The 21,674-nt window shown below is 71.3% G+C and carries 22 protein-coding genes and 2 pseudogenes; 8 read left to right on the forward strand and 16 right to left on the reverse strand.

Annotation, left to right across the window (positions count from 1 at the left end; translation table 11 throughout):
• Positions 1–3: 3 nt before the first annotated feature.
• The 3 genes and pseudogenes from AAW14_RS12860 to AAW14_RS12870 form a co-directional block, all read right to left on the reverse strand.
• Positions 4–1,193, reverse strand: a pseudogene (locus AAW14_RS12860) (helix-turn-helix domain-containing protein).
• A 105-nt stretch (positions 1,194–1,298) separates the two neighbouring features.
• Positions 1,299–1,940: an HAD family hydrolase gene (locus AAW14_RS12865; protein ID WP_265563309.1), complete on the reverse strand. Its 642-nt coding sequence runs from the start codon at positions 1,938–1,940 to the stop codon at positions 1,299–1,301.
• A 26-nt stretch (positions 1,941–1,966) separates the two neighbouring features.
• The gene (locus AAW14_RS12870; RefSeq protein ID WP_265563311.1) at positions 1,967–2,296 is read right to left on the reverse strand and encodes a hypothetical protein; all 330 of its coding nucleotides are present in this window, start codon (positions 2,294–2,296) and stop codon (positions 1,967–1,969) included.
• Positions 2,297–2,311: 15 nt separating this feature from the next.
• Between AAW14_RS12870 and AAW14_RS12875 the strand changes: the two genes are divergently transcribed.
• Complete coding sequence (locus tag AAW14_RS12875; RefSeq protein ID WP_265563313.1) at positions 2,312–2,431, forward strand: DUF6233 domain-containing protein; 120 nt, start codon at positions 2,312–2,314, stop codon at positions 2,429–2,431.
• Between the two features lie 77 nt (positions 2,432–2,508).
• On the opposite strand, the gene AAW14_RS12880 is transcribed toward AAW14_RS12875, so the two are convergent.
• The 8 genes from AAW14_RS12880 to AAW14_RS12915 all read right to left on the reverse strand — a co-directional run bounded on the left by AAW14_RS12880 (position 2,509) and on the right by AAW14_RS12915 (position 9,582).
• Positions 2,509–2,820, reverse strand: a complete 312-nt coding sequence (locus AAW14_RS12880) for a hypothetical protein (protein WP_265563315.1) — start codon at positions 2,818–2,820, stop codon at positions 2,509–2,511.
• Between the two features lie 472 nt (positions 2,821–3,292).
• Complete coding sequence (locus tag AAW14_RS12885; protein ID WP_265563317.1) at positions 3,293–3,490, reverse strand: hypothetical protein; 198 nt, start codon at positions 3,488–3,490, stop codon at positions 3,293–3,295.
• 67 nt (positions 3,491–3,557) lie between these two features.
• Positions 3,558–3,926, reverse strand: coding sequence for a hypothetical protein (locus tag AAW14_RS12890; protein WP_265563319.1), 369 nt, complete (start codon positions 3,924–3,926; stop codon positions 3,558–3,560).
• Positions 3,927–3,950: 24 nt separating this feature from the next.
• The gene (locus AAW14_RS12895; protein ID WP_265563320.1) at positions 3,951–5,165 is read right to left on the reverse strand and encodes an acyl-CoA dehydrogenase family protein; all 1,215 of its coding nucleotides are present in this window, start codon (positions 5,163–5,165) and stop codon (positions 3,951–3,953) included.
• Between the two features lie 237 nt (positions 5,166–5,402).
• The gene (locus AAW14_RS12900; protein ID WP_265563323.1) at positions 5,403–5,774 is read right to left on the reverse strand and encodes a ferredoxin; all 372 of its coding nucleotides are present in this window, start codon (positions 5,772–5,774) and stop codon (positions 5,403–5,405) included.
• Positions 5,775–5,868: 94 nt separating this feature from the next.
• A complete protein-coding gene (locus AAW14_RS12905) occupies positions 5,869–7,233 on the reverse strand; it encodes an NAD(P)/FAD-dependent oxidoreductase (protein ID WP_265563325.1) in 1,365 nt (454 codons plus the stop codon).
• Between the two features lie 175 nt (positions 7,234–7,408).
• Entirely contained in the window at positions 7,409–8,986 is a 1,578-nt protein-coding gene (locus tag AAW14_RS12910; protein WP_265563326.1) for a glycerol-3-phosphate dehydrogenase/oxidase, read from the reverse strand.
• Entirely contained in the window at positions 8,983–9,582 is a 600-nt protein-coding gene (locus AAW14_RS12915; protein ID WP_265563328.1) for a TetR/AcrR family transcriptional regulator, read from the reverse strand. The genes AAW14_RS12910 and AAW14_RS12915 overlap by 4 nt, the downstream gene beginning before the upstream one ends.
• 83 nt (positions 9,583–9,665) lie before the next feature.
• Between AAW14_RS12915 and AAW14_RS12920 the strand changes: the two genes are divergently transcribed.
• From AAW14_RS12920 to AAW14_RS12945, 6 genes and pseudogenes are all read left to right on the forward strand, one after another.
• Entirely contained in the window at positions 9,666–11,261 is a 1,596-nt protein-coding gene (locus AAW14_RS12920) for an FAD-binding oxidoreductase (protein ID WP_265563329.1), read from the forward strand.
• An 83-nt stretch (positions 11,262–11,344) separates the two neighbouring features.
• The gene (locus AAW14_RS12925) at positions 11,345–12,223 is read left to right on the forward strand and encodes a YegS/Rv2252/BmrU family lipid kinase (RefSeq protein WP_265563331.1); all 879 of its coding nucleotides are present in this window, start codon (positions 11,345–11,347) and stop codon (positions 12,221–12,223) included.
• A 424-nt stretch (positions 12,224–12,647) separates the two neighbouring features.
• The gene (dhaK, locus tag AAW14_RS12930) at positions 12,648–13,640 is read left to right on the forward strand and encodes a dihydroxyacetone kinase subunit DhaK (RefSeq protein WP_265563333.1); all 993 of its coding nucleotides are present in this window, start codon (positions 12,648–12,650) and stop codon (positions 13,638–13,640) included.
• A 35-nt stretch (positions 13,641–13,675) separates the two neighbouring features.
• Entirely contained in the window at positions 13,676–14,275 is a 600-nt protein-coding gene (gene dhaL / locus AAW14_RS12935) for a dihydroxyacetone kinase subunit DhaL (RefSeq protein WP_265563505.1), read from the forward strand.
• Positions 14,268–14,684, forward strand: coding sequence for a PTS-dependent dihydroxyacetone kinase phosphotransferase subunit DhaM (locus AAW14_RS12940; protein ID WP_265563335.1), 417 nt, complete (start codon positions 14,268–14,270; stop codon positions 14,682–14,684). Before dhaL ends, AAW14_RS12940 begins: the two co-directional genes overlap by 8 nt.
• A 367-nt stretch (positions 14,685–15,051) precedes the next feature.
• Positions 15,052–15,315: pseudogene (locus AAW14_RS12945) on the forward strand (hydrolase); the annotation flags it as partial.
• On the opposite strand, the gene AAW14_RS12950 reads toward AAW14_RS12945, so the two are convergent.
• The 3 genes from AAW14_RS12950 to AAW14_RS12960 all read right to left on the reverse strand — a co-directional run bounded on the left by AAW14_RS12950 (position 15,312) and on the right by AAW14_RS12960 (position 19,092).
• On the reverse strand, positions 15,312–15,860 hold the full coding sequence (locus tag AAW14_RS12950) for a PadR family transcriptional regulator (RefSeq protein ID WP_265563337.1): 549 nt from the start codon (positions 15,858–15,860) through the stop codon (positions 15,312–15,314). The pseudogene AAW14_RS12945 and the gene AAW14_RS12950 overlap by 4 nt on opposite strands.
• Before the next feature lie 31 nt (positions 15,861–15,891).
• The gene (locus AAW14_RS12955) at positions 15,892–17,907 is read right to left on the reverse strand and encodes an NADPH-dependent 2,4-dienoyl-CoA reductase (RefSeq protein WP_265563339.1); all 2,016 of its coding nucleotides are present in this window, start codon (positions 17,905–17,907) and stop codon (positions 15,892–15,894) included.
• 369 nt (positions 17,908–18,276) lie between these two features.
• Positions 18,277–19,092 carry a putative protein N(5)-glutamine methyltransferase gene (locus AAW14_RS12960; RefSeq protein ID WP_265563341.1) on the reverse strand — a complete coding sequence of 272 codons (816 nt, stop codon included), beginning with the start codon at positions 19,090–19,092 and terminating at the stop codon, positions 18,277–18,279.
• A 394-nt stretch (positions 19,093–19,486) separates the two neighbouring features.
• Between AAW14_RS12960 and AAW14_RS12965 the strand changes: the two genes are divergently transcribed.
• Complete coding sequence (locus AAW14_RS12965) at positions 19,487–19,942, forward strand: MarR family winged helix-turn-helix transcriptional regulator (protein WP_265563507.1); 456 nt, start codon at positions 19,487–19,489, stop codon at positions 19,940–19,942.
• Between the two features lie 52 nt (positions 19,943–19,994).
• On the opposite strand, the gene AAW14_RS12970 is transcribed toward AAW14_RS12965, so the two are convergent.
• Positions 19,995–20,711, reverse strand: coding sequence for a GNAT family N-acetyltransferase (locus AAW14_RS12970; RefSeq protein ID WP_265563342.1), 717 nt, complete (start codon positions 20,709–20,711; stop codon positions 19,995–19,997).
• Positions 20,708–21,634, reverse strand: a complete 927-nt coding sequence (locus AAW14_RS12975) for an NADP-dependent oxidoreductase (RefSeq protein WP_265563344.1) — start codon at positions 21,632–21,634, stop codon at positions 20,708–20,710. The genes AAW14_RS12970 and AAW14_RS12975 overlap by 4 nt, the downstream gene beginning before the upstream one ends.
• Between the last annotated feature and the right edge of the window lie 40 nt (positions 21,635–21,674).

A 21,674-nucleotide genomic window follows, 5' to 3' on the forward strand; every position in this document is an offset into this window, starting at 1 on the left:
CGCTCAGGTAGCGGCGCACCACTCCGCGAAGTTGGTGAGACTCTCGACGTCAGCACGTCTGATGCGGCGGAGCTTGGCAGCGTCTTCACGCACCCACGGGTGTTCGCGGGTGTGCTGCGGGGCTATATTGCGGGCAACCTTCAGCGACTCGAAGGCGTCGTCAGCGAAGCCCGACCAGAGCTGGGCCCGGGCGAGCTCGATGTAGAAACCGCTGCGGCGCTCAGCCGGAAGATCTTTGGGCGGTTTCCACTCGCTGGCGACGTCGAGGGCGCGGCCGACATGTTCGCCCCCGAGGCTGACGGCGACGGAGACTTCGTGGATACGCACCGAGTCAGGGCCGAACGCGGTGCCGCAGTAGACGTCCTCGTGCACCCTGTCGGCGAGGGCACTTGCCTCATTGAGGTGGGTGACTGTGGCGGAGGCGTCACGGGCCCGGCCCGCGATGACGGCAGCCCTCATGTGGAGCGCGCCCTTCGCTGCGATCTCTCGCGCTGTGGCCGGGGCCGGGGCGGCATCCAACGCCTGTTCCAGTGTGCGCAATCCGGCCGCGTGGGCGCGGGCGGCGAAGAAGGTCTCAGTGCGGACGTAGGCGACGGACGCGGAGAGCAGCGGATCGCCGACCTCGGGGACGGCCCACCGCATGAGTTCGATCAGGCGCGCGGATAGGTCATGGGCACCGAACTTGTAGGCGACGGCGTCGGCGCAGCGGTAGGCCTTCACCAGAAGTCCAGCCACTTCGGCCCGCTGCTCGCCGAGGGCTGCGTGGTAGGCGCAGGCAAGTTCGGCGAGCAGTTCAGGGAGCTTGTGGGCGATCCGCGTGTACTGGGCTGCGAGCCTCCAGCGAGCGGCCTGTGTCACTGCGGCCTGTGGAGCTCATGGAAGGAGCGGACCGGGCCGTCGTCCGGAAGGTCGTAGGTGGCGAGGGCAGCGGAGAGGGCGGGCAGCGCATCGCGCACGCGAGTGTGGGCGGGGCCGCGGTCGGCACGCAGAAGGCTGGGGTCGATGCCGAGCGCATCGGCGATGGCCTGCAGGGTGGAGTCGGTGACCCCTCGCTCGCCGCGTTCGATCTTGCGGATGGTGCCGAGCGCGACGCAGGCCGCGTCCGCAAGTTGCTGCTGCGTCATCGACGGGCGGACGACGCCGCGGTAGTAGGCGATACGGCGGCCTACCCCGCTGTCGGTCCGTGCGGGCATACTGGCTCCAGTTCAGGGCGTCCACCCTGAACCGTACTCGCGTCGCGACACAGCTGTACTCGAACGGCCCTAACAGCCCTGGCTGGTGGGGCCGTTTCAGTGTCGTCAGTCCGCGATGATCGATGCGAGTTCGGTGAGGCTGTCGATCCGCCAGTCCGCGACCTCCACCACCTCCGGGTCGTCTGCCCACAAATGCCCCCACGGGCCGCGGCGGATGTGTGCCACGCGCAGGCCGGCCGCCTTTGCCGGGAACACGTCGTTCGCCGGGTGGTCACCTACGTACAGGGTGGCTTCCGGACCTGCCTGACCGACCTCCAGCACACGCCGGAAGAACTCCGGCTGCGGCTTCGCCACGCCCCACTCCTCCGACGTCACAATCAGGTCCGCAGGTAGGTCCCGGTCGCGCATCAGTTCACCCGCGCGGCGCGTCTGGTTGCCGGCAATGATGACGCGCACTCCCTGCTGACGCAGTGCCGACAAGGCCGGTCGCACGTCGTCGTAGAGGTCACTCTCATCGAGCAGCTCGCCTCGGCCGGCGGCTTCGCGGGCGCGATACTCAGCGGCGACATCGATGCCAGGACGTGCGAGCCGAAGCGCTTCCGCGTTGTCATGGCCCTGGGCGACGACGGCCCCGACGAGCGCCGAAAGGGTGTGGCGAGGAACCTTCAGCCAGTCGGCCCACGAGGCCCAATAACGGTCGTCGCGGGTGATCGTCTCGCCGATGTCCAACACGATAGTCTCAATCACCCTCCGAGCCTATGGTGCGGCAATGCTCACCTGGCGAGCCGGATGCCTCGTAAGCGCAGCTCGGCCAGTTGGCCGTGGCGTCCGCGCTGCCACCTGATGCGCCGCGCCTCCGGGCGATCCTGGCGTATCCGGAAGAACAGATAGCCGACAATGAGATCGTCGGCATTTACTAGCGGCTCCAGCGCGACGCCGTACGCGAGGCGCTCTCCCACTTCGAACGACGGCCAGCCCCCGAGCAGGGACCGCAACAACCGCGTCCGGCGGCACTCCCGCCTTCCGTATCCGCTGGCAGCGAGCGGGGGCCGGCGGGCTTCGTCTGCGAGCAGATGCGCACACCACCCCGCGGGGTAATCCACACCGGCGACTGCACAATGCCTCCGAGGACGACCCGCCCGATCGCCGAGCAGGAGGCCCGCCTTGCCCTCCGGGATCCGATCTTCGAGGCGTACGCGTTCTGCCGCCCGGACTCGAAGCTGGGGATCCTCGACTGAGCGCTTCGGGCCGGACCCAGACATACGAAGAAGCCCCCGCCGCCCGAAGGCGGCGGAGGCTCGGCCTCACGCGGGTTCTACAGCCTGCGGTACCTGGCCGTCATCGCGAGCATCGCCACCGCGAGCAGGCCGTGACTCTGCGGGCTGGGCGACGGAGTACTACCGCCTCCGCTGGTCATGGGGCATGTGGAGATGCGGAGTCTGTGCCTCTTGGCCTTGCGGCTCGGGAGTCGCGTGTCGCCCTCAGCGCCGATGGCGTAGCCGATCAGGCTAACGGCCGTGACGGACAGGCCGAGCGCGGCGCCCTGTTGCTTGGCGACCTTCCCGAGGTACACCTGTCCGGCAAGGGCCGCGACCATAAGGACAGCCGCCTTCTGGTTCTTCGACATCGCTACTCACCTCCCTTCACGCAGAGTTGGGGGCAGCATTGCGCCTGGGTCTGACAATGTCCGTTCACCAACGGGGTATCCAGGGACTGGCGGGCGACACGTTAACGACTGGCATGCGCAGGCAACGCTCTGATTCGTAACGATGGCAAGTGCCGGTACGCACATAGGTGTTGGCCTCGAAAAGTTCCGCCGCCGCCTGTGACACTCCGGGGCGGGCGGGCGCAGGAGAGAGTGACCCGATCACGAGGGTCGAGGGTGGTCGCCCTCTTGGGGGAGGTAGCGAGCGCCGACGTGCAGGAGCAGGCTCGTTTCCCCCCGTAACGGGCCTGCTCCTGCTCGCACAAAGGGACCCGGACGCTAAATGGCTGGCGCCCGGGCTTTCATCATGGGCGGGCGACGGGGGTAGTTCTTGAGGGTCGCGGCAGTCAGCCAAGACCCCGCCCGAACCCGGTCGGGGCCCTGCCGCGTCCGACTAACCGAGACTGCCAGCGAACTGGCCACTCTCGGCCTCCCAGACGCCGCCGACGATTCCCGCGCCGACGGCCAGGCCGAGCAGGCCGGCTGTGAGTGGGCTGAGCCGTCTCTTCCCCGGTACCGGGGGTGTGGGCAGGACCGGAGGTTCGGTGAGCTGGGGCAGGGTGTTCGGCTGTGGCGGAAGCTGATCGGCCATGGTCCCCCCCCCAAGGATGGTGCGGGGCGGGAAGCCCCCTAAAACGGCGAGGCTTCGCAGGGTTGCGTTACTCCCAGCCGCCGAGCAGGCCGCTGCTGAGCTGCGCGTCGCAGATGTTGTACCCGCCTGACGCGTGGCCGGACTTCGTGTGGCCATCGACGGTCACGGAGCAGTGGATATCGCCGGAGCCCTGCAACTGCGCGGACACTTGGTAGAACATGACCTTATCGTTCAGCGGCAGCGTGGCAGTAAACCCACCATCCCTCCACTTGCCCTGCCGGTTGTCGCTGTCGGAGCCGTAGGTGATGTCGATCGGGCCGAGGTCGCCGACGGGGGCGTTGCCCCACACTCCCACAACCCGTCCAGCACCAGGCGCTCGACCATCAACAGCGGCCAGGCTACCGGTACCACCAAATGAAATGATCTCTAAGTGCAACCAAAAATCCTGGTCACAACCCGGTCACCTCCGCACGCGTGGCATCCCCAGGCCGATCCAGGAGATGATCTCGCGCTGGATCTCGTTGTTGCCGCCGCCGAAGGTGAAGATCACCGCCGAGCGGTAGCCGCGTTCCAGCTCGCCGTGGAGCACGGCGCCCGCCGACCCCTCCTTCAGGGCGCCCGTGGCCGCCACGATCTCCATGAGGCAGGCGTATGCGTCACGGCGGGCCTCGGAGCCGTAGACCTTGACGGCGGAGGCGTCCTGCGGGGTGAGCGTGCCCTCGTGGACGGCGTTCACCATCTGCCAGTTGAGAAGCTTCATCGCGTCCAGCCGGGTGTGCGTCCGGGCGAGACCCCGGCGCACCCACGGAAGGTCGATCACCCGGCGGCCGTCGGCGAGCTTGGTCTCCATGGCCCAGCGCTGCACGTCGTGCAGGGCGCGGATCGCCATGGTGCCGTGCGCGGCGAGAGTGACGCGCTCGTGGTTGAGCTGGTTGGTGATCAGCCGCCAGCCCTGGTTCTCCTCGCCGACGCGTCGGGAGACCGGGACGCGGACGTTCTCGTAGTAGCTGGCGGTGGTGTCGTGCGAGGCGAGGGTGCGGATGAGGGTGCAGGAGTAGCCGGGGTCGGAGGTCGGCACGAGCAGCATGGTGATGCCCTTGTGCGGCGGGGCGCTCGGGTCGGTGCGCACGGCGAGCCACACCCAGTCCGCCGTGTCGCCGTTGGTGGTCCAGATCTTCTGACCGTTGACGACGTACTCTCCCCCGCTCCCGGCTTCGCCCGAGCGGGAGGTGCCCCGGTCGTCCCGCACCGCGCGCGTCTTCAGGGATGCCAGGTCGGTGCCCGCGTCCGGTTCGCTGTAGCCGATCGCGAAGTCGATCTCACCGGCGAGGATCTTCGGCAGGAAGTAGGCCTTCTGTTCGTCGGTGCCGAACTGCATGAGCGTCGGCCCGACCGTGTTGAGCGCCATCAGCGGCAGCGGTACGCCCGCCTGGGCGGCCTCGTCGAAGAAGATGAACTGCTCCATGGGGGTCAGCCCGCGCCCGCCGTACTCCTTCGGCCAGCCCACGCCGAGCCAGCCGTCGCTGCCGAGGCGGCGGATGGTGTCACGGTAGAAGCGCTTCTGCGACGCGGGGTCGGCGTAGCGGGCGTAGGCGTGGTCCGGCACCAGTTCGGCGAAGTAGCGGCGCAACTCGGTGCGCAACCGCTGCTGCTCGGGCGTGTGGTCGAGATGCACGGCGCCTCCAGATTCCCCAGGGCGGGTACGGTCCTGACGGCGCACACCGTAGAACGTGTTTCAGAAATTGGGAATGGCGGTGCATGCGCCGGTGCACCGGCGGCGTTGGCACTCGCGCCCGGGCCGTGGTTTTCGGCCCGGTGGCTCGCGCCGCCATGAAGTCGTCGTCGGCGTCACCGCGCACACGGCCGACGGCGTCACCCGCGAACCCGTCAGCTCGGTGTCACCACGAAGTCGTCAACTCAGCGTCACCACGAAGTCGGCGCAGGCCCGGGCGCAGGCCCGGCAGGCCTGCGCGGCCTCCTCGCCGCCCGGATCCCGGTCGAAGACGTGCGCGCTCTCCAGGCACACCGCCAGGCACCACTCCGCCTGGCCGCGGATGGCTGCCTCCTTCTGCCCGCTCTGGTCGGACAGCGCGCGGCAGGTCGCGTCGCAGACCTCCGCGCATGTGATGCCCGTGCGCCGCAGAACGTCCTGGTCGTGGGGCCCGTCCGGTTCCGCGAGACTCGCGCGCAGGGCGCAGGCCCGGGCACATTCGGTGCAGGCCTGCGCGCAGGCGAAGCGGTCCTCCAGGAAGCGGTAGACCTCCTGCTGGGATGTCGTCGTCACGGGGTGCGGGTAGCCGGGGGCGGTCGCGCCAAACCCGGCGGTCCAGGCAGGGTCGGTTGCCCTCCCCGCGGTCCCGTCAGTGCGTGCGGTCCCCTCAGTCCGTGCGCCCCCTCGCCTCCGCTCCCGTGTGCGAGGCGATCAGGTCCGGGCTGAGATAGGCGTCGGTCCGCTCGAAGTCCTTGAGCGTGGCAGGGCGGCCGGCCTGGAAGCCGGTGCGCACGAAGTCGTAACCCGCCACCGCGTTGAGCGTCCAGTTCGTGAGGGTGCGCAGGCGGGCCGGAACCGTGCGCAGGGCCCCCAGGTGGTACCCACGGGCGACGACCTGTGCGGGCAGGCCCGTGAGCTCGATCCCCACCGGCTTGGACACGGCCTGGATGCCGCCGAGGTCTACGACGAGGCCCAGATCCCGGTGGTGATAGGCGGTGAGCGGCGCACCGTGCAGCGCCGCCGCGACGTTCTTCGCCGCTGCCCAGCCCTGGCGCATCGCGTGCTGGGCGGTCGGCGGGCAGATCGCGTCGTCGCCCTTGGCCAGGTCGGGCACGGCGGCCGCGTCCCCCAGGGCGAAGACCCCGTCCAGACCCGGCACGGTCAGATCCGGCCGGACGACGAGCCTGCCCCGGTTGGTCTCGGCGTCCAGCGTGGCGATCAGCGGGCTCGCCGCGACTCCCGCGGTCCAGATCAGCGTGTGGCAGGGCAGCTTGCGGCCGTCGGTGAGGGTGACGGTGTCCGCCGCGGCCTCCGCGACCGACACCCCGAGCGACACGTTCACACCGCGCCGCTTGAGGATGTCGAGGGCCTTCGCGCCGAGCCGTTCGCCGAGTTCCGGCATGAGCCTGGGCGCGATGTCCACGAGGTGCCACTTGACGAGGTCCGGGTCCAGGCCCGGGTAGCGCTTCACCGCGGCGCTGGTGAGCTGGTGCAGATAGGCGGCGGTCTCCGTACCGGCGTAACCCCCGCCCACGACCACGAACTGCAGCCGGGTCTCCTGCTCGGCCCGGTCGGAGCTGGCCGCCGACAGGTCGAGCTGGGAGATGACGTGGTCGCGGACCCAGGCGGCCTCCGCGAGCGTCTTCATGCCCACGGCGTGCTCGTCCACTCCGGGGATGTTGAACTGCCGTGTCACACTGCCCGGCGTCAGCACGAGGTAGTCGTAGTGCTGGACCGTCGTCTCGCCGTTGATCTTCCGTACCACCACGGCCTTCGCGGCGGGGTCGACGCCGACCGCCCCGCCGGGGACGATGACCGTGCGGCGCAGCAGCCGACGCAGCGAGACCGCGACCGACTGCGGAGTGAGGATCCCTGACGCTACATGTGGCAGCAGGGGCAGATAGAGCTGATGGTCGTAGGGGGTCACGAGCTTCAGCGCCGCCTCGTCGGGCTTGAGGATCCGCTCCAGCTTGCGCGCGGTCTCCATCCCGGCGAATCCGCCACCGACGATCAGGATCCGGGGCACGGTCATCACAGGTCCCTCCAGACGGAGACATCGACCACTGCAACGCTAGGGAACCTCGCTCGTACCCGCATCCGCACCCCTGAAACGGTCTTCTATTTGAAGATTCAAAAAGATTCAGGACGAGCGGTGAGGCGAGCCCGGCCGTCCGGTGCCGTACGTCCCCACAACTCCCGGTCCCCGCCTAGCCCTCGCCGAGCATGTCCCGCGCAGTGTTCAGTGCGGTGGCGCGGTCCTCGGGGATGAGGCCGATGCGGGTGCGGCGGTCGAGGAGGTCCGCCGTGTCGAGTGCTCCTTCGTGGCGTACGGCCCACAGCAGTTCGGCGCGCGTGACGGGGTGGCCTTCCAGCACGGGTTCGGCAAGCCGGGAGTCGTGTGCGCTCAGGGCCTGGACGGCCGGCGCCTCGGTGCCGTAGCGGCTGATCAGCCGGCGCGGCGCGCGCAGGGTGGTGAGCACGTGCGGGGGTGCGGCGCCGACCAGGGGCAGCATGGCGGTGGGTGAGGGCCTGGAGGTGAGGTGGTGGGTGGCCATGGCGGTGTCGACGGCGTCTTCGGCCATGCGCCGGTAGGTGGTGAGCTTGCCGCCGACCACGGTGATCACGCCGTCCGGCGAGGTGAGAACCGCATGCTTGCGGGAGATGTCGGCGGTGCTGGTCGTTGCGCCTGAGCCCGCTTCCGGCGTGGTGTCCAGCAGGGGGCGCAGTCCCGCGAAGGCGCCCACCACATCGCGGCGCTGGACGGGGACGTCCAGGGCGGAGCCGAGGACGTCGAGCAGGAAACCGATGTCGGTCTCCGGCACTTGAGGAACGTCCGGGATGTCGCCGTCGACGGGTTCGTCGGTGAGTCCGACGTAGACCCGGCCGTCGCCCTGTGGCAGTACGAGGACGAAGCGGTTGGTCTCGCCGGGGATCGGGATGTGCAGGCCGGCCGGCAGGGAACCGAGGTGGGCCGCGCGCAGCACGAGGTGAGTGCCGCGCGAGGGCCGGATACGGACGCCGTCGACCAGGCTGCCCGCCCACACACCGGATGCGTTGATCACCGCGCGGGCGCGGATCTCGCCCTCTTCGCCGGTGAGTTCGTCCCGCATCCGGGCGCCGGACCTGCTGAGCTCCAGCGCCCGTACCCGGGTCAGGATCCGTGCGCCGTGGGCCGCTGCCGTACGGGCGATCGCGGTGACCAGCCGGGCGTCGTCCGTGACGCGCCCGTCCCAGGACAGAAGTCCGCCGCGGAGCCCGCTGCTGCGCAGTGCGGGTGCGAGGTGGTGCGTCTCCGCGGCCGAGAGCCTGCGCGGTGCCGGAAGGGTCGCGCGGGCCGTGCGGGCCGCCAGGCGCAGCGTGTCCCCGGCCCGGAAGCCGGCCCAGGCCAGGGCGGTCTGGGCACGGGAGACCAGGGGGGTGAGGGGCAGGACGAACGGCTGGGCGTGCACCAGATGGGGTGCCGTGCGCTCCATGAGGATGCCGCGTTCGCGTGCGCTTTCGTGGGCGACGTCGAGCTGGGCGGAGGCGAGGTAGCGCAGCCCGCCGTGAATCAGCTTGGAGCTCCAGCGGGACGTACCGAAGGCCAGGTCGTGCGCGTCGATGGCGACCACCGACAGTCCCCGGGCGGCGGCGTCCAGGGCGGCTCCGGCGCCGGTCGCGCCGAGACCGACGACCAGGACGTCCACGGCCGGGCCGCCGACGGTCTCGGTCAGTTCACGCCGACGGCGCGCGGCCGTCAGGGAAGCGCCCGGCGCAGGGTGGGCCGGGCTGCTGCTGGGGCTCATGGCGTCAGAGTCCTTTCGAGGATGGTGCGCAGTTCGGCGGAGAAGGCCTCGGTGCTGAGATCGGCGTCGTCCTCATCGGTCATGGTCCGCAGGGACAGGGTGAAGGACTGAGCGACCAGGAGCAGGGCTCTTGCCTGCCGTTCCGGGTGCCCGGACCGCACCGATCCGTCGGCGTGGCCCTCCCGCACTGCGTCGGCGAGCAGTTCGAGGAGGGCCTCCTGGCTCGCGCCGCGCCGGTCGAGCACATAGGGCAGGAGCAGTTCGGGGTCGACGTCGATGATCTTGCGGAAGAGTGGATGCGCGCGGAAGGCTTCCGCCCCCCTCGCGAGCCCGTCGACGATCAAGGTGCGTGCGTCGATCCCCTTCGCGCGTTCGGGCATCGCCCGGGTGGCGACCTCGATCCACTCGCGGGTCATCAGGTCGCCGACCAGGGACCGCACATCGGGCCAGCGGCGGTACAACGTCATCCGGGAGACGCCCGCGCGGCGGGCCACATCGGTGAGGGTGGTGCGGCGGACGCCGACGGCCAGAACACAGTCGCGTACCGCGTCGAGCACCGGATCGCTGTCCGAGGCGTTGTGACGAATAGGCGTCATGTGTCACAGTGTAACGCCCTGCACGGCCGTGCAGGGCGTGCAGGAGTGGGCACTGTTTCCAACGACCGGTGAGGACAAGCGCCATGGACATGCTGTGGAGCGGCTGGGGGGACCCTGCCAGGGCAACTAAGTTGCCCGACACGGTGATCGGGCTGCTGCGCGACATGCTGGGGGTCAAGCCCCGCAGCACCGAGCCGGTCGCTCTGGAGAACATCACCGTGCCGGAGCCGCCGCTGGACTCCACCGTCCACCGCGCCCTGATCGACGCCGTCGGCGGCGAGGCCCATGTCCGCACCGACGCGGAGGCCCGGATCCGGCACACGCGCGGCAAGTCCACACCCGACCTGCTGCGGATCCGCGACGGCGACGTGCAGGACCTTCCCGCGGCCGTCGTCCTCCCGGCGAGCCACGACGAGGTCCTCGCCGTGCTGAGGACGTGCACCGAACACGGCGTGGCCCTGGTTCCTTTCGGCGGTGGCACCTCCGTAGTCGGAGGCCTCGCCCCCGAGCGGCGGCGCCCGTTCGTCACGCTGGACCTGCGCCGCATGGACGGCCTGCTCGCCCTGGACCCGGTCTCCCGCACCGCCACCCTGCAGCCGGGACTCAGGGCTCCGCACGCCGAGGCCCTCCTGGCCGAGCACGGCTTCACACTCGGCCACTTCCCCCAGTCCTACGAGTGGGCCACCATCGGCGGATTCGCCGCCGCGCGTTCCAGCGGACAGGCATCCGCCGGCTACGGCCGGTTCGACGAGATGGTGCTCGGCCTCACCCTGGCCACCCCCACCGGCAGCCTCGACGTCGGCCGCGCCCCGCGCTCGGCCGCCGGCCCCGACCTGCGCCAGCTCATCCTCGGCTCCGAGGGAGCGTTCGGCGTCATCACCTCGATAACCGTGCGGATCCGCCCCGTCCCCACGACCCGTGTCCACGAAGGATGGCGCTTCGCCTCCTTCGAGGAGGGCGCAGCGGCCCTGCGACGCCTGGCCCAGGACGGGCCGCGGCCGACCGTGCTGCGCCTGTCGGACGAGACCGAGACACTGATCGGCCTCGCCCAGCCCGACGCCATCGGTTCCTCCGGCGGCCAGCAGGCTGCCGGATGCCTGGCCATCGCCGGCTATGAGGGCACCGAGGAGGACACCGCCCACCGCCGGGAGCGGGCCGCGGCCGTACTGCGCGAATGCGGCGGCATCCACCTGGGCGAGGAACCGGGAGAGCGCTGGGCCCACGGCCGCTATTCGGCGCCCTATCTGCGCGACGCACTGCTGGATGCGGGCGCCTTCGCCGAGACGCTGGAGACCGCGGCGTTCTGGTCCCGCATCCCCGAGTTGTACGCCTCCGTTCGCGATGCGCTCACCGCCACGCTCACCCAGTCGGGCACTCCGCCCCTGGTGATGTGCCACATCTCCCACGTCTACGAAAACGGCGCTTCCCTCTACTTCACGGTGGTCTCCGCCCAGGGCGACGATCCCGTGGCCCACTGGGCGCCCGCCAAGCAGGCCGCCAACGAGGCGATCCTGTCCGCGGGCGGCACGATCAGCCACCACCACGGCGTGGGCGCCGACCACCGCGACTGGTACGTCCGGGAGGCCGGACCGCTCGGGGTCGAGGCTCTCCGGGCGGTCAAGCGACAGCTGGATCCCACCGGGCTGCTCAACCCCGGCGTCCTCCTGCCCCTCGACTGACCCCTCCTGCCCGTCGACTGACCCCTCCCGCCCCCGCACCACCGTCCGTCCACGACCCGTCAGGCACCTTCGGAGGCACACCGATGCGACAGTTCACCGCCATCGTCAACCCCACCGCCGGCGGATCCTCCGGGGTCGCGGCGCTGCTCCACGTGGCCCGGCTGCTCCGGGAGGCCGGGGCCGAGCTGGAGACCGAGTACAGCCGCAGCCTGGCTCACGCGCAGGACCTCGCCCAGCAGGCCGGTGGCCGGAGGCGGGTCGTGATCGCCGTCGGTGGTGACGGCATCGTCGGCGGCATCGGAGGTGCTCTCAGCGGCACCGGCACCCTCCTCGGCCTGGTTCCGGCCGGTCGCGGCAACGATTTCGCCCGAGCGCTGGGCCTGCCCGGCGAGCCGGCCGCCCTGGCCCGGATCCTGCTCCACAACGACCCCCGCTCCGTCGACACCGTCGAGGTGGAGTCCGCCCACGGTCGCGCCGTCGCGCTCGGCAGCGTGTACGCGGGCGTCGACGCGCTCGCCAACCGCCACGCCAACCACGCGAAACTACTGCGCGGCGCCGCCTCCTACTACGTGGGCGGTCTGCGGGCGGTGGCCACATGGCGCCCGGCCGACTATCGGGTCACCATCGACGGCGAGGTTCACACGCACCGCGGCTACACCGTCGTGGCCGCGAACTCCGCCTACTACGGCTCGGGCCGCATCATCGCCCCCGATGCCCGTGTCGACGACGGGCTGCTCGAGGTGGTGATGATCCGACATGCGCCGCGCAGGCTCTTCTTCACCATGATGAACGAGCTCAGGTCGGGCGCCCATGTCCACCGGCCCGAGGTGCGGATCCTCCGGGGCAAAGAAGTTCGCATCGAGGCCGACCGGCCGGTGCCCTACGGCGCCGACGGCGAGGTCGACGCCGTCCTCCCGGTCACGGCCAGGGTGCTGCCCGGGTCGCTTTCCGTGCTGTGCTGAACACCTGACCAAAAGCGCCCGCACACGCACCTGCACACCTGCACACCTGAAACCACCGCATCACCAGACCATTCGGCCCCACGTCACGCCCCGGGTGACGGAGGCTCCGGTGTCGCGGTGGTCTTCGTCGTGCACCCGGTTGCGGCCGACAGCGGGGTGACGCCGTGCCAGGTCGCGTACATGCGCGGATCCGACTCGTACGCACCCGAAAACGTCGACACACGTGACCATCACCCCCTCAGCGCCGATACTTCCGACAGCGGACTGTCGACACCTCCCGTCCGCACCACATCCATGCCTGACGACCTGCCGGAGCCCGCTTCCAACCGCCACGGACCGACCGGGCCGAGACCCACTCTTCCCCGCTCCGGCCAGGGAAAGCGCAGGTCGGATGCTCACTTGCTAGGCTCACCAGGAGGAACCCATGAGGATGTTGATCAACGTCCCGGAGACGGTGGTCGCGGATGCGTTGCGGGGCATGGCGGCCGCGCATCCCGAGCTGACCGTCGACGTGGAGAACCGGGTGATCGTACGGCGTGATGCCCCGGTCGCCGGGCAGGTGGGGCTCGTCTCCGGCGGCGGCTCCGGCCACGAGCCCCTGCACGGCGGCTTCGTCGGAGCGGGCATGCTCTCGGCGGCCTGCCCGGGAGAGGTGTTCACTTCCCCGGTCCCCGATCAGATGGTGCGCGCGGCGGCGGCGGTGGACAGCGGCGCGGGCGTGCTGTTCGTCGTGAAGAACTACACCGGTGACGTGCTGAACTTCGACATGGCGGCCGAGCTCGCCGAGGACGAGGGCATTCAGGTCGCCAAGGTCCTGGTCAATGATGACGTCGCCGTCACCGACAGCCTCTACACGGCGGGCCGCCGCGGCACCGGCGCCACCCTGTTCGTGGAGAAGATCGCGGGGGCGGCGGCGGACGAGGGACAGCCACTGGAGCGCGTGCAGGCGGTCGCCCGGCAGGTCAACGAGAACTCCCGCAGTTTCGGTGTGGCCCTCAGCGCCTGCACCACGCCGGCCAAGGGCACCCCCACCTTCGACCTCCCGCCCGGCGAGCTGGAGTTGGGCATCGGCATCCATGGCGAGCCGGGTCGCGAGCGGCGACCGATGATGACCGCCCGCGAGATCGCCGACTACGCGGTGCACGTCGTCCTGGAGGACCTGGAACCGCGCAATCCCGTGCTGGTCCTGGTCAACGGGATGGGAGCCACCCCCCTGCTGGAGCTGTACGGCTTCAACGCGGAGGTACAACGGGTGCTGACCGACCGCGGCGTCCCCGTGGCCCGCACCCTGGTCGGCAACTACGTCACCTCGCTCGACATGGCCGGTACCTCGGTCACCTTGTGCCAGATCGACGAGGAGCTGCTGCGTCTGTGGGACGCGCCGGTCAGCACACCGGCGCTGCGCTGGGGTAGGTGAGTGAGGTCAACGTCCGTACCACGCAAGGAGATCCAGTGCTCGACGCCGAGTTCTTCCGCCGTTGGATGACGGCGGCCGCCGCGTCCGTCGACCGCGAGGCGGAGCGGCTGACCGCGCTCGACTCGCCGATCGGCGACGCCGACCACGGCAGCAATATGCAACGCGGTTTCCGCGCGGTCACGGCCGTGCTGGAGAAGGAGGCACCGGACACCCCCGGCGCGATTCTCCAGTTGGCGGGCCGCCAACTGATCTCGACGGTCGGCGGGGCGTCGGGGCCGTTGTACGGCACCCTGCTGCGGCGTACCGGCAAGGCGCTCGGGGACGCCGCCGAGGTCACCGAGGAACAGCTGACGGAGGCTCTGCGGGCTGGCGTGGACGCCGTCATGGCGCTGGGCGGAGCCGCCCCCGGCGACAAGACCATGGTCGACGCACTGGTGCCCGCGGTGGACGCGCTCGGCACCTCGTTCCGGGCGGCGAGCGCCGCCGCCGACGAGGGCGCCGTCGCGACGACGCCGTTGCAGGCGCGCAAGGGCCGGGCCAGCTATCTGGGCGAGCGCAGCATCGGGCACCAGGACCCCGGTGCCACCTCCTCGGCTCTGCTGATCGCCGCCCTCGTGGAGGCCTCCGATGAGTGAGACCGAGGAGAAGCTGGTCGGGATCGTGCTCGTCTCGCACAGCGCCGCCGTCGCCGAGTCGGTCGCCGCACTGGCGAGGGCCCTGGCGGGCGGCGGTACGACGGCGCCCGTCGCCCCGGCGGGCGGCACGGTGGACGGCGGGTTCGGAACGAGCTCCGAGCTGGTCTCGGCGGCGGCCGCAGCCGTGGACCGGGGCGCGGGGGTCGCCGTGCTCATGGACCTCGGAAGCGCGGTTCTGACGGTGAAGGCGCTGCTCGCGGAGGGCGACGAGTTGCCGGAGAACACCCGGCTGGTGGACGCCCCCTTCGTCGAGGGGGCGGTCGCAGCGGTGGTCACGGCCTCGACGGGCGCGGACCTGGCCGCGGTGGAGGCGGCGGCCATGGAGGCGTACTCGTACCGGAAGCAGTGAGGGCATTGCACGGGGGACGCTGCCACCCCCGACCGGCGGCGGGCCCCTTGGCTTCCGGCTTCCCGCGGTCGCCCGCACCGTCGTCGTGCGGTCGGGCGGCCGGGGCCGCACCGGGCCCCGGCCGCCCGACGGGAGGCGCCGGCGCGGGATCAGCGACGACAGCGGACCGCGCCGTCGGCACGAACCGCCCTGGAATGCGGGCCAGTTCACACCGCGTCGGGGACCAGCATACGTAGCCCGGGCGCGGACCGCCGAACAACGCCCTTCCTCTTGATGCGACGCGCAGGCCATGGGATACAGGTACAGACCAATCCCATGAAGGGGGGCAGGCCGTGCGACGCGCTTCCGTGCCGGTGCTCTGGGGTTCGGTTCTGCTTCTGCGTACTACCTGGACCTGTCCTGGGTCCCGCCCGGGACTGACGGGGTCGTCACGGAATATCAGATCCATCTGGACGGGCGGCCTGCCACCTCGCTCGTCTGGGGCGGCTCGGTGCCGCGCGGCGCGGCCGCCTACAGCTTCTATGTGGGCCGGGACGCCGGGGTCACGCACCGGGTCCGCATCCGGGCGAGGCTGCCGGACGGCACATGGGGCGGGTTCTCCACGGAGCGGTCGGTGACGACCGGCCCTTAGCCGCTCTCCGCGGGCAGCTGCTCGAACTCGCCCAGGGCATGGGTCAGCCACTGGATCCAGAAGGTCTCCAGGTCGATGCCGGCCCGCAGCACAAGATGGTGGAGGCGGGCCTGTGCCGAGTCCGTGCCGAATCCGAAATCGCGCTCCTCGATCTCCTGGTACTCGGCCAACTGCCGTTGGTGCAGGGCGAGATGGTGGCGCAGGTCCGCCGCAATACCCTCGGTGCCGACGACGGCCGCCGCGCGCAGCCGCAGCAGCAGTGCGTCGCGCGCGGGCTTGGGGTCCTGGGAGGCGGCGGTCCAGCGGGCCAGTTCCGCGCGGCCCGCGGGCAGAACCTCGTACGACTTCTTCTGCCCGCGGGCGGGCTGCTCGGTGGGCAGGGCACGGATCAGGCCCTCGCCCTCGAGCCGTCCCAGCTCGCGATAGATCTGCTGGTGGGTCGCCGACCAGAAGTAGCCGATCGACTTGTCGAACCGACGGGTCAGCTCGAGCCCCGACGACGGCTTCTCCAGCAGGGCGGTCAGGATCGCGTGCGGGAGTGACATGAGCCCATCCTAGGGAGGTGGCGTACGACTCCTACAGAGCCGCAGCCAGCTCCGTACCCTGCTTGATCGCGCGCTTGGCGTCCAGCTCGGCCGCCACGTCGGCGCCGCCGATGAGGTGTGGCGTCCGGCCCGCGGCCACCAGCTCCTCGTACAGGTCGCGGCGCGGGTCCTGTCCGGTGCACAGGACGATCGTGTCGACCGCCAGGACCCGGCTCTCGCCGTCGACGGTGAGGTGGAGCCCGGCGTCGTCGATGCGGTCGTAGCGGACACCCGGGACCATGGTGACCCCGCGGTGCTTCAGTTCCGTGCGGTGGATCCATCCGGTGGTCTTGCCGAGTCCCGCGCCGACCTTCGACGTCTTGCGCTGGAGGAGGTGGACGGTGCGCTGCGGGGCGGGCCGCTCGGGCGCGGCGAGGCCTCCGGGGGCACGGTACTCCATGTCGACGCCCCAGTGGCGGAAGTAGGTCGCCGGGTCTTCGCTCGCCCTGTCGCCGCCGTCGGTGAGGTACGCGGCGACGTCGAAGCCGATGCCGCCCGCGCCGAGGATGGCGACGCGCTCGCCGACGGGTGCGCCGTCGCGCAGCACGTCGAGGTAGCCCAGGACGCTGGGGTGGTCGGCACCGGGGATCTCCGGGGTGCGCGGGGTGACGCCGGTCGCGACGACGATCTCGTCGTACCCGGCGAGGTCCTCTGCCGCGACGGGCGTGTTCAACCGGACGCCCACGGCGTGCAGTTCGAGCTGGGTGGTGAAGTAGCGGAGCGTCTCGTCGAACTCCTGCTTGCCGGGGACCCGGCGCGCGACGTTCAGCTGGCCGCCGATCTCGTCGGCCGCGTCGTAGAGCGTGACCTCGTGCCCGCGCTCGGCGGCCGAGACGGCACAGGCGAGCCCGGCGGGACCGGCACCGACCACGGCGACCCTCTTGCGCAGCCGCGTCGGCGAGAGGACCAGCTCGGTCTCGTGACAGGCGCGCGGATTGACCAGGCAGGAGGTGATCCTGCCGCTGAAGGTGTGGTCGAGGCAGGCCTGGTTGCAGCCGATGCAGGTGTTGATGGTCTCGGGGCGGCCTTCGGCCGCCTTGGCGACGAAGTCGGGGTCGGCGAGCATCGGGCGGGCCAGGGACACCATGTCGGCGTACCCGTCGGCGAGCAACTGCTCCCCCAGCTCCGGGGTGTTGATGCGGTTGGTCGTCACGAGCGGGACCGACACCTCGCCCATGAGCTTCTTGGTGACCCAGGTGTACGCGCCGCGCGGCACGGAGGTGGCGATGGTCGGGATGCGGGCCTCGTGCCAGCCGATGCCGGTGTTGATGATGGTCGCTCCGGCGGCCTCGACCGCCTTGGCGAGCGTGACGACCTCCTCGAGGGAGGAGCCGCCGGGCACGAGGTCGAGCATGGACAGCCGGTAGATGATGATGAAGTCCTCGCCGACCGCCTCGCGCACACGGCGCACGATCTCCACGGGGAACCGCATCCGGTTCTCGTACGAGCCGCCCCAGCGGTCCTCGCGCCCGTTGGTCTGCCTCGCGATGAACTCGTTGATGAGGTAGCCCTCGGAGCCCATGATCTCGACTCCGTCGTACCCGGCCTGCCGGGCGAGACGGGCGGCGCGCGCGTAGTCGTCGATGGTCTGCTCGACCTCGGCGTCGGTGAGCGCGTGCGGAACGAACGGGCTGATCGGGGCCTGAACGGCGCTCGGCGCGACGAGGTCCTGGTGGTAGGCGTACCGGCCGAAGTGGAGGATCTGCATCGCGATCCTGCCGCCCTCGCGGTGCACCGCCCCGGTGATGACGGAGTGCTGCTCGGCCTCCGCGTCGGTGGTGAGCTTGGCGCCGCCCTCGTAGGGACGTCCGGCCTCATTGGGGGCGATGCCGCCGGTGACGATGAGCCCCACTCCGCCACGCGCCCGGGCGGCGTAGAAGGCGGCCATGCGCTCGAAGCCGCGCTCCGCCTCCTCCAGGCCGACGTGCATCGAGCCCATGAGCACACGGTTGGGCAGCGTGGTGAAGCCCAGGTCGAGCGGGGTCAGCAGATGCGGGTAGCGGCTCATCGGGCCCTCCGTACGGCGTGTCGTGCGTCTGTTGTAGACGACGACGGGGCCGTTGTGCAACTAGTTGCACAATCGGTCGGGGGTGGGCCGCGTCACCACCGCCGAGGGCATCGGCCCCGAGGTCGACCGGCGCCCCGGGTTCGATCGGCAAGCGCTTCCGGGACGAGCCGGACCGTGCCGTACCCGTCACCGGGACACCTGGGCCCGGGCGGCGAAAATCGAGGACCCCGCCCGGGCCGTCGGCGCGGCGTCGGCTCGACCCACCACGCCTCCGCAGGGCGGCGCGCCGTGGACACACCATCGCGTGCGGCCGGGCCACGGTCGTCGAGGGCTCGGCACATCACCCCGGCGCGGAGCGGCCCGACGTCTTCACCGCGATCCTCCGGGACCCGCCGGCTCACCGGAGTCCTGGCGCCGGGTGCCGATCAGGACGCTGGCGTGCAGCTCCACCGAGACGGCGAGCCGCACGTCGAGGCCGGCCCGGGTGAACGCCTCTACCGCGAGCGGCACTTGGCGTTCGCTCGCCTCGACGAGCAGGGAACCTCCCGGGGCCAGCCACCGGGACGCCTCGACGGTGACCCGGCGCAGGACGTCCAGGCCGTCGGGGCCACCGTCGAGCGCCACGAGCGGCTCGTGGTCACGAGCCTCGGACGGCAGCAGCGCGACCTCCTCCGTCGGCACGTAAGGGACGTTGGCGGCCAGGATGTCGATCCGGCCGCACAGATCCCGCGGAAGGGCGTCGAAGAGGTCGCCCTCGTGCACCCGCCCGCCGTACGCGGCGACGTTGCGGCGGGCACAGCGCACGGCGGCCGGATCGATGTCGGCGGCATGCAGTTCGGGGCCGCCGAGCCCGGCCGCCAGGGCGGCACCGACCGCGCCCGATCCGCAGCACAGGTCCACCACCAGGGAGGCGTTCGGGCAAAGAGCGAGGGCCTGTTCGACGAGGAACTCGGTGCGGCGGCGGGGCACGAAAACGCCGGGCGCCACGGTGACGCGCAGCCCGTGGAACTCGGCCCAGCCCAGGACCTGTTCGAGGGGCAGCCCGGCGACACGGCGGTCCACCATGGCGTCGGCCTCGTCCGGCGTGCGGGCGGTGGAGAGGATCAACTCCGCCTCGTCCTCGGCGAAGACACAGCCGGCGGCACGAAGGGCGGAGACGACACGGGAGCGGGAGAGTGGTGGCATGGAGCCGAAGAGCCTTCCGGTTGACCGAAGGGCGCCCTCGCGATCACCTACCGGCGATCCGCGCCGTCCTGAGACGAGAGCACCCGAACCGATGACACTGCGGAAATGGGGCTCACCTCCTCGGCCACGACCGGCCGGGACGATCCACGGCCGCTGGTCACCCTAGCAGGAGCGTCCGGGAACCGAACGGCTCCTCAACCCTCCGCCAGGTTCGGCCGTACGGCCCCCGAGCCCCTGCTCGGCTCATGCGACCCCGGCCTGAAGTTGTACCGTACAACCAGCAGTGCGAGGAGGTCCCGTGAAGTCAGCCGAGGGGTCCGGCGACACCGATGTCGCCGAGCGTGCCGCCGCCACGTCGGGGGCAGAGTCCGCCGTCGAGACCATCCAGCGCGAGATGACGGTGTTCGCCCGGCGCGCTCGCGCCTCGGCCGGACGCATGCATCCGGAACTGTCCCTCGTGTCGTACACGCTGCTCGGGCACCTGGAGGAGAGCGGCGGCTGCCGCGCCACCGATCTGGCCGCGCACTACGCGCTGGACAAGTCCACGGTCAGCCGGCAGGTCGCCGCGCTGGAGCGGTCCGGACTGATCGAGAGACGGCTCGATCCGGACGACCACCGGGTGCAGGTGCTCCACCTGACCGAGGCCGGGACACGGATCCTGGCCCAGGTCACCGAGAGCCGCCGGGAGGCGTTCCGGGCGCGGCTCGCGGGCTGGCCGGCCAAGGACCTGGAACTCTTCGCGGCGTATCTGCTGCGGTACAACGAGGCTGCGGCAGCCACCCCCGTCGTGCCGCCCACCACGCTCGCGCCACCCACCCCGGACGCGCCGCCCGCTCCGGACGCCGGCTGACGGACGTTCAGCGCTCGGGAGCCGGCCGCGGGATGCGGGCCCCGCCCGGTCGTCAGATCCCCACGGCCTGCGCGTCCGCCAGGTGCTCCGGAACCCGCGCCGAGAGGAATCTCGTGGTGCGGCGCAGCCGGAAGCCGAGGGACTCGTAGAGCCGGATGGCGTTGGTGTTGCCCGCGCCGGTGTGCAGGAACGGGGTCTCGCCGCGCTCACGGATGCCGTGCGCGACCGCCAGGATCAACCGGGTGGCCAGTCCCTGACCGCGGAATCCGGGGTCGGTGCACACGGCGCTGATCTCGGTCCAGCCCGGCGGGTGCAGCCGTTCGCCCGCCATGGCGATCAGGGCACCGTCCCGGCGGATGCCGAGGTAGGTGCCCAGTTCGATGGTGCGCGGCAGGAACGGTCCTGGCTCGGTGCGTGCCACCAGGTCCAGCATCTCGGGCACGTCGGCCGGGGTGAGCCGTACGGCTTCCGGGTCGGGCGCGGCGGCGGCCCCGTCGTCGACGAGCTGCACGCCGTCGACAGCGAAGGTGATCTCCCAGCCGCCCGGAACCTGCCCGCAGAACCCGGGCAGCGGAGCCTCCGCCCCCGGGCCGGCGAGCGCCGCGAGGGCGGCCCAGTCGTCGGCGTCGGGGTCGTCGGGCAGCCCCACCCACGGCGAGACGTCCAGGGGGTAGCGCAGCACGCGCCCCCGGCGCTCGGCGAAGCGGGCGTGGGGACCGCTCAGCGAGGCGAGGGCGGGGTTGTCGAGGACGTGCCGGGCGTCACTCATGCGCCGACCTCGATCACGATCTTGCCCCGGGCGTGGCCGTTCTCGACCACGCGCAGGGCGTCCCCGGCCCGCTCCAGCGGGAGGATCCGCGTGATGCAAGGGCTCAGCTCGCCACGCTCGACCAGGCCCGCGACCTCGTCCAGCACGGCCGCGGTGCGGGCCCGCAGAACACGCGTGCCGCCCAGCCGCTCCACGTCCTGGGCCGGTGCCCCGGCGGTGATCAGCCTCGAGCGGTCGGTCAGCAAGGTGGCCACCTCCTCCAGTACGTCACCTCCGACGAGGTCGTAGACGCCGTCGACCCCGTCCCGCGCGGCCGCGCGCACCCGCGCGGCCAGATCCGGGCCCGCCGGTACATGTACGGCGCCGAGGCGCTCGACGAAGTCCTTCTTGCCTTCGCTCGCCGTACCGACGACACGCACACCGAAGGCACGCGCGATCTGCACGGCGGCGGCACCCACTCCCCCTCCTGCACCGGTGACGAGCAGGGTCGCGCCCGCGGGCAGGCCGAGCCCACGGACTCCGTCGTACGCCGTTGCCGCCGCGACGGGCAGGACCGCCGCGTCCGTGTAGGACAGCCCGTGGGGCACGTGCGCGGCCACCGCCGCGTCGAGCAGCGCGTACTCGGCGTATCCGCCGGCCACGGTATTGCCGAAGACGGCGTCCCCGGCGGCGAAGCCCTTCACGCCCTCGCCGATCTCCTCGACCACACCGGCGGCCTCGCTGCCGAACACCACGGGGAACCGGGGCGAGTCCGGGTCTCCGGGCCGCCGGTGGCCCGCGCGCAGCTTCCAGTCGATCGGGTTCACACCCGCGGCGCGCACCGCGACGAGGATCTGTCCGGGGCCGGGGCTCGGCCGGTCCACCTCGACGAAAGCCTGGGTCTCCGGGCCGCCGTACCGCGTGTACGCGTACGCCTTGGGCATGTGGGGTCTCCTGCTCTTTCGCTGTCGCCGGGCCGCCGGT

It is taken from the genome of Streptomyces hygroscopicus, from assembly GCF_026168105.1.
Classification (GTDB): Bacteria; Actinomycetota; Actinomycetes; order Streptomycetales; family Streptomycetaceae; genus Streptomyces; species Streptomyces hygroscopicus_D.

Coding starts and splice junctions, on each gene's coding strand:
- AAW14_RS12975 (WP_265563344.1), bottom strand. CDS start 21,634: ATGCCCAAGGCGTACGCGTACACGCGGTACGGCGGCCCGGAGACCCAG.
- AAW14_RS12915 (WP_265563328.1), bottom strand. CDS start 9,582: ATGACGCCTATTCGTCACAACGCCTCGGACAGCGATCCGGTGCTCGAC.
- AAW14_RS12880 (WP_265563315.1), bottom strand. CDS start 2,820: ATGTCGAAGAACCAGAAGGCGGCTGTCCTTATGGTCGCGGCCCTTGCC.
- AAW14_RS12955 (WP_265563339.1), bottom strand. CDS start 17,907: ATGAGCCGCTACCCGCATCTGCTGACCCCGCTCGACCTGGGCTTCACC.
- AAW14_RS12920 (WP_265563329.1), top strand. CDS start 9,666: ATGGACATGCTGTGGAGCGGCTGGGGGGACCCTGCCAGGGCAACTAAG.
- AAW14_RS12905 (WP_265563325.1), bottom strand. CDS start 7,233: ATGACCGTGCCCCGGATCCTGATCGTCGGTGGCGGATTCGCCGGGATG.
- AAW14_RS12925 (WP_265563331.1), top strand. CDS start 11,345: ATGCGACAGTTCACCGCCATCGTCAACCCCACCGCCGGCGGATCCTCC.
- AAW14_RS12875 (WP_265563313.1), top strand. CDS start 2,312: ATGCCTCCGAGGACGACCCGCCCGATCGCCGAGCAGGAGGCCCGCCTT.
- AAW14_RS12960 (WP_265563341.1), bottom strand. CDS start 19,092: ATGCCACCACTCTCCCGCTCCCGTGTCGTCTCCGCCCTTCGTGCCGCC.
- AAW14_RS12970 (WP_265563342.1), bottom strand. CDS start 20,711: ATGAGTGACGCCCGGCACGTCCTCGACAACCCCGCCCTCGCCTCGCTG.
- AAW14_RS12910 (WP_265563326.1), bottom strand. CDS start 8,986: ATGAGCCCCAGCAGCAGCCCGGCCCACCCTGCGCCGGGCGCTTCCCTG.
- AAW14_RS12940 (WP_265563335.1), top strand. CDS start 14,268: ATGAGTGAGACCGAGGAGAAGCTGGTCGGGATCGTGCTCGTCTCGCAC.
- AAW14_RS12965 (WP_265563507.1), top strand. CDS start 19,487: ATGACGGTGTTCGCCCGGCGCGCTCGCGCCTCGGCCGGACGCATGCAT.
- dhaK (WP_265563333.1), top strand. CDS start 12,648: ATGAGGATGTTGATCAACGTCCCGGAGACGGTGGTCGCGGATGCGTTG.
- AAW14_RS12885 (WP_265563317.1), bottom strand. CDS start 3,490: ATGGCCGATCAGCTTCCGCCACAGCCGAACACCCTGCCCCAGCTCACC.
- AAW14_RS12950 (WP_265563337.1), bottom strand. CDS start 15,860: ATGTCACTCCCGCACGCGATCCTGACCGCCCTGCTGGAGAAGCCGTCG.